The organism is uncultured Campylobacter sp. (genome assembly GCF_938017705.1).
Lineage (GTDB): Bacteria > Campylobacterota > Campylobacteria > Campylobacterales > Campylobacteraceae > Campylobacter_B.
This window is the reverse complement of the sequence record NZ_CALIIS010000057.1, coordinates 1-11388: the sequence shown is the minus strand read 5'-3', so window position 1 is coordinate 11388 and position 11388 is coordinate 1. Positions and strand designations below refer to the sequence as shown.

Annotated in this window: 11 protein-coding genes; all 11 read left to right on the top strand. The window is 41.2% G+C overall.

The window, feature by feature from the left end; genetic code table 11:
- The coding region (locus tag Q0605_RS02915) for a glycosyltransferase family 4 protein (RefSeq protein ID WP_298704100.1) at positions 1-1067 on the top strand (1067 nt) is incomplete at its 5' end.
- Complete coding sequence (locus Q0605_RS02910) at positions 1060-3162, top strand: alginate lyase family protein (protein ID WP_298704098.1); 2103 nt, start codon at positions 1060-1062, stop codon at positions 3160-3162. The genes Q0605_RS02915 and Q0605_RS02910, both read left to right, overlap by 8 nt.
- Positions 3155-4303, top strand: coding sequence for a glycosyltransferase (locus Q0605_RS02905; protein WP_298704096.1), 1149 nt, complete (start codon positions 3155-3157; stop codon positions 4301-4303). Before Q0605_RS02910 ends, Q0605_RS02905 begins: the two co-directional genes overlap by 8 nt.
- Positions 4300-5406, top strand: a complete 1107-nt coding sequence (locus Q0605_RS02900; protein ID WP_298704094.1) for a glycosyltransferase — start codon at positions 4300-4302, stop codon at positions 5404-5406. The genes Q0605_RS02905 and Q0605_RS02900 overlap by 4 nt, the downstream gene beginning before the upstream one ends.
- Positions 5403-6527 carry a glycosyltransferase family 4 protein gene (locus Q0605_RS02895; RefSeq protein WP_298704091.1) on the top strand — a complete coding sequence of 375 codons (1125 nt, stop codon included), beginning with the start codon at positions 5403-5405 and terminating at the stop codon, positions 6525-6527. Before Q0605_RS02900 ends, Q0605_RS02895 begins: the two co-directional genes overlap by 4 nt.
- On the top strand, positions 6520-7884 hold the full coding sequence (locus tag Q0605_RS02890; RefSeq protein ID WP_298704089.1) for a mannose-1-phosphate guanylyltransferase/mannose-6-phosphate isomerase: 1365 nt from the start codon (positions 6520-6522) through the stop codon (positions 7882-7884). Before Q0605_RS02895 ends, Q0605_RS02890 begins: the two co-directional genes overlap by 8 nt.
- 1 nt (position 7885) lies before the next feature.
- On the top strand, positions 7886-9196 hold the full coding sequence (locus Q0605_RS02885) for a sugar transferase (protein ID WP_298704087.1): 1311 nt from the start codon (positions 7886-7888) through the stop codon (positions 9194-9196).
- 254 nt (positions 9197-9450) lie between these two features.
- The gene (locus Q0605_RS02880) at positions 9451-9618 is read left to right on the top strand and encodes a hypothetical protein (protein ID WP_298704085.1); all 168 of its coding nucleotides are present in this window, start codon (positions 9451-9453) and stop codon (positions 9616-9618) included.
- Between the two features lie 188 nt (positions 9619-9806).
- Entirely contained in the window at positions 9807-10619 is an 813-nt protein-coding gene (locus Q0605_RS02875) for a hypothetical protein (protein WP_298704082.1), read from the top strand.
- Positions 10620-10751: 132 nt separating this feature from the next.
- Entirely contained in the window at positions 10752-11081 is a 330-nt protein-coding gene (locus Q0605_RS02870) for a hypothetical protein (RefSeq protein ID WP_298704079.1), read from the top strand.
- A complete protein-coding gene (locus Q0605_RS02865) occupies positions 11035-11268 on the top strand; it encodes a hypothetical protein (protein WP_298704076.1) in 234 nt (77 codons plus the stop codon). The genes Q0605_RS02870 and Q0605_RS02865 overlap by 47 nt, the downstream gene beginning before the upstream one ends.
- Positions 11269-11388: the final 120 nt, after the last annotated feature.

The following is an 11388-nucleotide window of genomic DNA, read 5'->3' as shown; positions in this document are numbered from 1 at the left end:
CAAAATATAGAATGTCCGATATTGACAAATATGTTTTAAAAATATCAAGAAATGAATTGGAAAATTATTTTGATAATTTTAAAATAATTAAATACTGTAAAAATTTAAAGGTCGATGCAATATATCAAAGATATAATGGATTTAGCTTTTGCGGGGCATATATAGCAAAGATGAAAAATATCCCATTCATTTTAGAATTTAATTCATCGGACGTATGGAAGATTAAAAATTGGAAAAATAACGATACGTTTTTAAAACGAATTTTTAAAACTATTTACTATAAAATTTTCAAACTTCCTATCGTTTCTGTTATAGAAAAATATAATTTAAATAACGCAGCCTATATAGTCGTAGTTTCCGATGCGCTAAAAGATATTATTTTAAAATTTGGAGTGAATGAAAACAAAATAATCGTAAATCCAAATGGTATTGATGAAAGTAAATATAATTCGCAGATAAAATGCGATGATGTAAAACAAAAATATAATCTCGAAAATAAAATCATAATTGGCTTTATAGGGACGTTTGGGCAGTGGCACGGAGCTGAAAACATAGCTTTGGCTTTTGGCAGGTTGCTAGAAAAATATCCTGAGTATAAAAATAAAGCAAAGCTCTTTATGATAGGTGACGGTGTTAGAATGCCAGTTGTAAAAAAATATATTTTAGAATTTGGATTGCAAGAAAACGTCGCACTAGCGGGGCTAATTCTGCAAGATCAGGGGGCGAAATTTTTAAACGCTTGCGATATTTTGATTAATGCCACCATACCAAATCCAGACGGAAGCGAGTTTTTTGGAAGCCCCACCAAGCTATTTGAATACATGGCTATGGGCAAAGCCATAATATGCAGCGATATGGCTCAGATGTCTGAAATTTTAGAACAGGGTAAAACCGCCTATATGGTAGAGCCTGGGAATATAGACGAGCTGGCGACTGCCATGAAGGAGCTTGTAGATGATAGCGAGCTAAGGCAGCGCCTGGGCGGTAGCGCCAGGGATGAAGTGATCCAAAAATACACGTGGGATAGGCATGTGGATAAAATTTTAAAGGCCATAAGCAATGAGTAGGATTTCTTATTATCTCAAAAAAGCCAGATCAATGCCGCTTGATGAGTTGGCCGCAAAAATAACTAATAAAATTTTAAATACTGCAAAGAATAAATTCCAAAAAATATGCGATATGCTGGGCAATACTCACATAAATTTTAACGTTCCGATCATAAAAACTAGCTACATAAATATAAAAGAGCTCGACCTGTCAAATATCGATCTGGATGTCGCAAAATATCTATCCAAAATGTATATCGAGCATAAATTTGATCTGCTCGGTAGCGGGTGGGTGAAAAATAGCTATGATAGCGCGGCGCTCGGGCTTGAGGGATACAAATACGATATGAATGTCGCGGCGCCTTTTAATGCGCCCAAGGACGTTTCCGAGAGCTACGAGCCGATCGATTGGCAAAAGGATTTCAAAAGCGGCTTTCGGTGGAGCGAGAAAAGGTGGTACAAAGATCAGCGCATAGCCCATAAGCCCGGCAGCGATATAAAGGTGCCGTGGGAGCTTGCGAGGTTTCAGCACTTGCCGCAGCTTGCTATTTTTGCGATGACGGATCCGAGTTTAAAAGAGCAAAATTTAAAAGAATTTAAAAACCAAATTTTAGATTTTATCCACAATAATCCGCCTAGAATGGGCGTAAATTGGACCTGCACGATGGACGTGGGTATCAGGGTCGCCAACATGCTGGCGGCTTACGATATGTTTTGCCAGATGGATGAGGGTGGAATTTTAGATCAAAATTTCAAGCAAACCTTTTCAAATAGCGTCTACGAGCACGCGCTTCACATCGTAAATAATCTGGAGTATTCGCCGCATCTTACGTCAAATCACTATTTAAGCGACATCGCGGGGCTGCTGCAAGCTTGCGCGTATTTGGACGGCGGCGGCGAGACGGACGCGTGGCTAGCGTTTGCCGTGCAAGAGATAACCTGCGAAATGAAAAAGGAATTTTACGAAGACGGCGGAAATTTTGAGAGCTCTACGAGTTATCACCGCTTAAGCGGCGAGCTAATGGCGTATTCTACGGCTCTGATACTGGGTCTAAAAAGCGAGAAAATTTCATCTTTGCAAAATTACGACGCAAAGCTTTGGCGCGAAAGGCCGAAACTCTTGCCGCCGGAGGAGCAGGAATTTAAAATTTTAAACGGACAAATATCGCTGCCGCAGTGGTTCGTGGACAGATTGTATAAAATCGGCAGATTTACCGCGGACATTACAAAACCAAACGGCGAAGTACCGCAATTTGGCGATAACGACAGCGGCAGGTTTTTTAAATTTAGCCCAAACGGCGAGTTCTTGAGCAACGAACAAGTCGTGCAAAAATATCTAAATTTAAGCGGCTTTGAGGGCAGCGACGAGCCCTTTTGGGACGAAAATATCTTAAACCACTCCACGCTAATTAGCTGTATGGGCGGAATTTTCGATGATGAGATATTTAAAAATGATATGCGCTTTGAGAGGAGTTTTGCGAGAGCTCTTGCGGAGCGCACGCTGCAAGCAGGAGATAAAACATATAAAAGTCCGATCGCTTCGGGCGTAAAATTTAGCGAACTGCCGCACCGAAAAAGTATGGAATTTAAAATTTCAAATTCGCAAGAGATCAAAAATCTATTTTATCCGGACAGCGGAATTTTTATCTTCAAATCTAGCAAATTTTACCTCGCCGTCTGCGCTACGCCGCTTGGGCAAAGGGGTCACGGCGGACATACGCACAACGATAAGCTGAGCTACGAGCTGTGGGTAGACGGGCTGGATATAGCAAGAGATCCCGGTACCTATCTTTATACGCCGCTTCCAGATAGGAGAAATGAATTTAGAAGCGTCAAAGCGCACAACGTGCCGATTATAGGCGATTTGGAACAAAATAGTTGGGGCGAGGGAGCGATAGGACTATTTGGAATGTTTGCGGAGTGTAGATGCGGAGTGGCGGATTTCGGAGAAAATTTTATAAGCCTAGCCGTAGAATACAAGGGCGTAAAAATTATTAGAAAATTTGAGATAAAAGAGGACAAATTGGAGATTATCGATATGGCAAATAGGGAATTTTATTATAGTAAATTTGAGTTTTATTCAAATGGGTATGGAAAGTTGATGGAAAATGTCTAAAAAAGTTTTAATGGCCGTTGCGAATTACTATACTTCGCCGTTTCAGGTCGGCAGTCATCACTATGCCAGAGCGTTTGAAAAGCTAGGGTATGAGGTGCTTTTTATCTCAAATCCTATCTCGCCGATACATAAAATTTTTGCAAATAGTAACGAATTAAAAGAGCGGGAAAGAATTTATAAAAAAGGAGGCGAAAGCGCGCGTGGCATTTTTTATTATGTTCCGCGCTCCCTTTTTACTCCTCAAAATAAGCCATTTCTATCATCAAATTTCGTTTTAAATAATTGGCAAAATTTTACGTATCCAAATTTATTAAATTTTATAAGGGAGCGTGGTTTTGACGAGGTTGATATATTGTGGTTTGATAGCCCATTGTTTGGCTTTTTGCTAGATGCTATAGCTTATAAGAAATCGATTTTAAGGATAGCTGATTATTCAAAAGGCTTTAATGCGGTTTCGGACGCGCAGTTTGACGCCGAGATAAAGATCGCAAATAGCGTGGATACGGTAGTATATACGGCAAAAAATTTAAAAGAAAAATACACCGAGATAAAAGATAAATCTAAAATGAAATATGTGTCAAATGGCATTGATCTTGATTTTTTTAAAACGGCAGACAGATCTTTGCCGCAGGAGCTTGAAGATATTCCTGAACCTAGGGTAATTTACGTAGGGGCAATACATGATTGGTTTGATGTGGATTTAGTATATTACTGTGCTAAAAATTTGCCAAATTATAGTTTTATTATAATAGGTCCGGAGCAAAAAGACTTATCTTTACTTAAAAAGCTAAAAAATGTCCATATTTTAGGCTCTATTCCATACGCTAAGATCCCTGCGTTTTTATATAATTCGCAGGTGGGTATTATTCCTTTTAATGTTAAAGATTATCCTGATCTCGTAAATAGTATAAATCCTTTAAAGATGTATGAGTATCTTGCCTGTGGATTAAAAGTCGTCAGCGTAGAGTGGGAACAGATTAAAGATATGGCTGATTATGTGCATTTCGCGGAAGATAAAGAGGAGTTTTTGAGCTGTATTTCAAACAAAGAAGAGAGGAGACCTCTTGATCTGGAAAAAATGACGTGGCTGGGCAGACTTAAGGAATTGCTTGCCGGTTCGTCATTAAAGAAAGAAAAATGAAAATTTTATTTATCACGCTTAGAGCCGATCACGGCGGTGGTCCAAAACACGTTGATCTGCTTATAAATAATTTATCTAGTGATATAGAGATATATCTTGCTTGTCCGCAAGATAGGCCCTATTATGATCTGTGGAGCGAGTCAAAAAAGGTTGAAGATATATTTGTCCTGCCGCATAGAAAATTTAGCGTAAAAAAGCTCCTCGGGCTGAATAAATTTATAAAAGATAACGATATAGAGATAGTCCATTCCCATGGTAAGGGCGCAGGCATCTATTCGCGGATACTTAAAATTTTAAATCCAAGGCTAAAAATAGTCCATACTTTACACGGCGTTCATGTCGGAGAATACGGCCTTTTGAAAAAGAGCGCGTATATTTTTTTGGAGCGATTTTTAACGTTATTTACCGATAAATTTATAAATGTCTCAAAGAGCGAAAATGAGGCTTGTTTAAAGCTTAGACTATTTAAAAAAAGTAAGTGCGAGGTCGTATATAACGGCATAAAAGCTCTTTTGAAAGACGATAATGCCAAGATAAAATTTAATCTATCGGGAAAAAGGGTAGTTACGACTATTTCGAGATTTGATTATGCGAAAAATATGTCTTTGGCATACGAGATAGCTAAAAATTTTAAAGACAACTCAGACATCGTTTTTTTGTGGCTCGGCGACGGCGACGATAGGGTAAAATTTGAATTTATGGCGCAAAAAGACGGTGCAAATATAATCTTTACGGGCTTTACCGATAAAATACCCGCGTATCTATCCGCTACGGATGTCTATCTGTCTACTTCCAGGTGGGAGGGGCTACCTTATGCGCTCATAGAGGCGCAGTCGCTCGGTATCCCGATAGTGGCGACAAACGTCGTGGGAAATAACGAAGTCGTAGAAAACAGCAAAAACGGGTTTTTGTTTGAGAGTGCACGGCAGGCGTGCCGGGATATAGAAATTTTATTAAACGATGAGAAAATATACGGTAAAATGCAGGGTGAAGCGTTGCTAAATTTTAAAGATAAATTTGATATCGGCGTTGCGGTTTGTAAAGTGGAAAAAATTTACAAACAGGTATTTGAAAATAATAGATCAACTGAGGAGCTGCAATGAAAAAAGCCCTTATCCACGACTGGTTCAGCACCTACGCAGGCGCAGAGAAATGCGTCGAGAGTTTTACCAATATCTGGGATGATTTTGAAATTTACAGCCTTATCGACTTTTTAAAGGGTGCCGATCGAGATAAAATTTTAAAAGGCAAGCACGCTCACACGAGCTTTATCCAGAAGCTGCCATTCGCAAAGGACAAATACCGCAACTACCTGCCGCTATTTCCGCTTGCGATCGAGCAGTTTGATCTAAGCGGCTACGACGTCGTGCTATCCAGCTCGCATGCCGTCGCAAAGGGGGTACTGACGCATTCAAATCAGCTTCACATCGCTTATGTACACACGCCGATCCGCTACGCGTGGGATCTGTATCATCAATACTTGCGCGAAAGCGGGCTGGATTGCGGTCTAAAGGGCGTGCTGGCGAAGTATTTTTTACATAAAATTAGGCTTTGGGACGCGAGCACCGCAAACCGCGTGGATCACTACGTCGCAAACAGCCGCTACATCGCGCGCCGTATCAAAAAAACCTACGGCAAGCCTAGCGACGTCATCTATCCGCCCGTGGACGTGGATAAATTTACTCTGCGCGAAACCAAAGAGGAATTTTACCTCACCGCCTCGCGCATGGTTCCGTATAAAAAGATAGATCTCATCGTCGAGGCATTTTCGCAGACGGATAAAAAGCTGCTCGTTATCGGCGACGGGCCTGATATGGCAAAAATAAAATCAAAAGCGGGCAAAAATGTCGAGCTTCTGGGCTTTGCGAGCGATGAAACGATGGCGGATCTAATGGGGCGGGCAAAGGCGTTTGTTTTTGCCGCCGAGGAGGACTTCGGCATTACGCCGGTGGAGGCGCAGGCATGCGGTACGCCGGTGATCTGCTTTGGGCGCGGCGGCGCTCGCGAGACGGTGATTGACGGCGAGAGCGGGCTTTATTTTATGGAGCAAAACGCAAAGGAGCTGCTCGCCGCCGTAGCTAAATTTGAGCAAAATTATGATAAATTTGAGCCTGTAAAAATAAGAGAAAATTCTTTAAAATTTTTGCGCGCGCGCTTTGAGGCCGAGATCAAAAGCTACGTCGAGAAAAAATATGAGGAATTTAAGGACGGATCAAATGACTAATATAATCCTAAGCGGGGGCAGCGGCACGAGGCTGTGGCCCATCAGCCGCACGCTTATGCCAAAGCAGTTCGTGCGCCTCTTTGACGATCGCTCGCTTTTTATGATGAGCTACGAGCGAAACTCCCCGCTATGCGAGCGCACGCTCGTCGTCTCGAACGAACAGCAGTATTTTTTGGCGCTTGATCAGCTTGAGGCCCTGGGCGCGCACGGCGTAAAATTTTTGCTCGAGCCCGTCGGCAGAAACACGGCTCCTGCGATCGCGCTTGCGTGTTTGAGCTTAAAGGCCGAGGAGGTCGTTTTCGTAACGCCGAGCGATCATCTAATTAGAGATGAGGCAGCGTATAAAAACAGCGTCTTGCGCGCACGCGAGCTTGCGAAACAGGGGTTTTTGGTAACGTTCGGTATCAAGCCCGCGGATGCAAATACGGGTTATGGCTATATCGAAGCTAGCGGCGAGGACGTGTTGAAATTTCACGAAAAACCTGAGCTTGCGGTAGCGCAAAGCTACATAGCGGCGGGGAATTTTTACTGGAACAGCGGCATGTTTATGTTCAAAGCGGGCGTATTTTTAGACGAACTAAAGGCGCAGAGCCCTGAAATTTATGAAGCCTGCGTTCGCGCGCACGAAAATTCTAACGCTGAAAATCCGATTAGAATTAAGCCCGAAGATATGCAAAAAATTCCGGCAGATAGCATCGACTACGCGGTTATGGAGCGCACGAGCCTTGCTAAAGTCGTGCCCGCAGACATCGGCTGGAGCGATCTGGGAAGCTTCGATAGTTTAGACGCCGAGCTGCCTAAAGATGCGAACGGCAACACCACAAGCGAGCAAAATATCACTCTAAATTCCAAAAACAATCTCATCATCGGCTCGGGCCGCACGATAGCCACCATAGACGTCGAGGATCTCGCTATCGTCGATACTAAAGACGCTCTGCTCGTATGTAAAAAAGGCTCTACCCAAAAGGTAAAGCAGGTGGTGGAGCAGCTGAGGGATAGCGATCTAGCGCGCGTGCACGTAACGACGCACCGTCCGTGGGGTAGCTACACGGTGCTCGAAGATGAGCGCGGCTACAAGATCAAGCGTATCGTCGTTAAGCCCGGCAAGCGACTATCGCTGCAGAAGCACTATCATCGCAACGAGCACTGGATCGTCGTTAGCGGCACTGCGACCGTGACTGTGGGCGAGCGGAATTTCTTGCTGCGCGAGAATGAATCGACGTTCATTAGGATGGGCGAGGTCCACCGCCTCGCAAACGAGGGCAAAATCCCCGTCGTGCTAATCGAAGCTCAAGTCGGCAGCTACACCGGCGAGGACGATATCGTGCGCCTGCAAGATGATTTTAATAGGAACTAGGATGAAAAAGCAACTCTGCGTTTTGATAATCTTGGCGGTTGATATTTTCGGCATCTGGCTTTGCTTCGGGCTTGCCGTGGTGCTCAAAAATCTACTCTACGGCGATAGCGTGTTGCTGGACGTCGGCAGGTATCAGGGCTTTGCGCCGTCCTACGTCATAATGATATTTCTATTTTTCTATCAGGGGATCTATTCGAGGCGATATGATTTTTGGCACGAGAGTAGAATTTTAGTAAAAAGCTGCTTTTTGGGGCTTTTGCTAAGTCTCGCGCTGCTTGCTTTAATCAAAGTCAATTATGAATTTTCGCGAGCTAGCTTTATTCTGAGCTTTGCCTTTATGGCGGTGGTTTTACCGCTTTTGAAGCTCGTAACGAAAAGGAAGCTTTTTAAATTTGGCCTATGGCAAAAGAGGGCGAAAATTTTAGGCGAGGGCGAGGAGTTTGAAAGCGCTGTTTTAGGAAGCACATATCTTGGGTATGTAAGAGCGCTGGGTAGGGATTACGATGTGCTGTTTATCGGCGGAAGCAGGCTCGAAGCGAGCGCCTTAAACGAGCTCATCGAGAGCAACATCAGGGAAAATAAAGAAATTTTATTCACCCCAGTGCTGCGTTCGTACGACTTTACGCAGACCTATATTTACAGCGTCTTTGCCTCGCGCACAAGTCTCTTTGCGATACGAAATTCTTTGAAAAGTCCTCTAAATCTAGCGCTTAAACGCGGGCTTGATTTGGCGCTAATTTTCTTAGCGCTTCCTTTGCTGGTGCCGATTTTCGGCGCAATCGCGCTGATGATGAAGCTAAAAGAACCGGACGGGCGCATATTTTTTTCGCATCAAAGAATGGGATTTGGCGGTAAGCCGTTTGGATGCCTGAAATTTCGCTCGATGAGAGAGAACGGGGATGAAATTTTAGCTCAGTATCTCAAGCAAAATCCGCAAGAGGTGGAGTATTTTGAGAAATATCACAAATACGAGCACGATCCGCGGATCACGAAGCTGGGCGATTTTTTGCGCAAAAGTTCGCTCGATGAGCTTCCGCAGCTGATCAACGTCCTAAAGGGCGAAATGAGCATCGTAGGTCCTCGCCCGTGCGCGCAATACGAGCGCAAGGATATGGGCGAATACGCAGATCTCATACTCGCCGTCAAGCCCGGTATCACGGGGCTTTGGCAGGTGAGCGGGCGCAGCGACGTGGATTTTGCGACTAGAGCGGGCATGGATACGTGGTATATGAAAAACTGGTCGATCTGGAACGACATCGTTATTATCTTAAAAACCTTCAAAGTTGTTTTGGCGCGCGAAGGGGCGAGCTGATCGTTATGGAGTCTTGAATATATGGGCTCTTTCTTTTTAGATAAATTTTACTTCCGCTTTCTGCTTTCGCAAGAATACTGCAATGCAAAATTTACGCAAGACAGATAAATTTTACTCTTGCTTTCGTGTCGACGCATTTTAAAATTTTAAAATTCCTATCTCGCAAAAGCCGCAGCTATTTTAAAATTTAGAGAATCTACGGATAAAATTTTGATCTGTTTGAGGGATGGTGTCCGGTAAAATAGACAATAGAAATGAACTATTCGGAAATCATACTATTTCAAATACCGCTTGCGGATAATAATATCAAAAGTATCGATCTAAACTATAAAGAGATAACGATAGACGAGAATTCTAATACCGTAAAGCAAAGCTCTAAGGTTGCTCTTATCGATGAGCTGATCTACGAATGGGCGGAGTAAGTGAAGCGGCTAAAGACTCACGGGGAATTTATAGCTGCTTAAGTAAGGTGGATATAGAATTCGTAAAAACAACCAAATCAAGGCGAGAAAAGGACTTAGATTTTTATAACATTCACTGTCGACAGATTGCTTCGCTTGCAAAGTTTACCCGCAATGACGAGAAAAGCAAAAAAATGGAAGGATAAAATTTGGAAAATTTTGAAAACTGGAATAAAAATGTTAAAAAATGGGATTTAAACTCAAATGAAAACGCAAATTTAAACGATTTCAATAAAAGAGACTACGATAAAGAACCGATTATTATAAAGAATCCTTATGAATTCTTTCTTAAAAATTTGGATTTATTTTGTTTTATAGGAGCGTTTGTGATTTTATTAACTGCTTGTATTGATTATACGGACAATATACACAAAAAAGAAATTAAAATTTTATTATATTTTCCTTTTGTGTTTGTAATTTTACATATTATTTGGGCCTTTTATTACTACATTATCAAAAATAAATGCGAAACCAAATTCACAAATAAAACGATAGAATTTATCATAAATGGAGAAGTTAAAAGGGTTAAAAAGTTGGTTGATTTAGAGCCTATTACAAGAAATTTTAAGCTTTCGTATTCTCTTGGATTATATTTTCATTTGTTTCTATTTTTTTTGATTATTTTAATTTCAATTAGTGAAAAATCATTGCTATATGTTTTTATGATAATGGTCTATTATATACTTTGGTTTCTTTTAAATTTTTTATTTAAATTTATTTTTCATTTGATTTTAGGCGGAGAATTGAAAAGTTTTTCGTTGTATCCAGCTATTATTTTTGATTATCCGCAATATATTGGTGGTCGCTTGTGGAGATTAGCTACAATTGATATGCGATTATATGGTGGAAAATTTCATATGGTTTATATAATTCATAAGCAAGACTATTTAGAATTACAAAAATATTTTTCTGATAAGAAACATATAAATTTAAATTTGGTTAAAAAGAAATTTTCAACCTAAAAAGGAAAAAACATGAGTAGAGAATTAGTTGCTAAACAAGAATTAGACAAAGCAGAAGTAAGACTTAGAAAAAATGATGATTTAGCTAGATAATTAACTGAATTATTTCAAGATGCACTTTCTGGTGCCAATATGTCTCTTATCGGCTTAGAAAAATATGTAGAAATAAATGGCAAAAGATACACAAAAATCGAACTAGACGATTATGTCAAGAAAGTAGGATTAGTAAATGGTTTCGCTGGTATAGCCGATGATACAGCTGACGGTCAAAGCTTCGGTCATACCGTCGTGGGCGCAGCTGTGGATTTCGGACTTATTGCAATTACAAAATTTATCCCTATTGTCGGTTGGGTAACACTATGGTATGACATAGGAAATTTATTAGATAAGTTGGACGGAAAAGATAGCGGCATATTTGATTTACATAAACAAGCACAAAATATGGGACAAAATAACGGGTGACGGGCTATCAGATATAGATAAAAACGCTCTAAATAAAGGAATTTTACGCATAACAAGGCCCGACAAAACAGTCTATGCAAGACCTTTATCGTCGTCATTTTTCCCATACGGAGTAACTCCAAGCGGACTTTTAACAGGCGACTACAAGACGATGTTTTATTTGGCGGATATGGCGATGATGCGCTAATGGGTAAAGGCGGCGGCGATTTACTAATAGGTGGATATGGAAATGATAGGACAAATTATAAAAGCTTCCAAAGAGTTTAACAAGCTTAAGAGCTACTATACATTTTTTAATATATAGTAG

Bases quoted from the DNA above. Each gene is read 5' to 3' on its own strand.
- Q0605_RS02880 (WP_298704085.1), top strand. From the start codon at position 9,451: ATGAACTATTCGGAAATCATACTATTTCAAATACCGCTTGCGGATAAT.
- Q0605_RS02905 (WP_298704096.1), top strand. From the start codon at position 3,155: ATGTCTAAAAAAGTTTTAATGGCCGTTGCGAATTACTATACTTCGCCG.
- Q0605_RS02890 (WP_298704089.1), top strand. From the start codon at position 6,520: ATGACTAATATAATCCTAAGCGGGGGCAGCGGCACGAGGCTGTGGCCC.
- Q0605_RS02910 (WP_298704098.1), top strand. From the start codon at position 1,060: ATGAGTAGGATTTCTTATTATCTCAAAAAAGCCAGATCAATGCCGCTT.
- Q0605_RS02895 (WP_298704091.1), top strand. From the start codon at position 5,403: ATGAAAAAAGCCCTTATCCACGACTGGTTCAGCACCTACGCAGGCGCA.
- Q0605_RS02870 (WP_298704079.1), top strand. From the start codon at position 10,752: ATGTCTCTTATCGGCTTAGAAAAATATGTAGAAATAAATGGCAAAAGA.
- Q0605_RS02900 (WP_298704094.1), top strand. From the start codon at position 4,300: ATGAAAATTTTATTTATCACGCTTAGAGCCGATCACGGCGGTGGTCCA.
- Q0605_RS02885 (WP_298704087.1), top strand. From the start codon at position 7,886: ATGAAAAAGCAACTCTGCGTTTTGATAATCTTGGCGGTTGATATTTTC.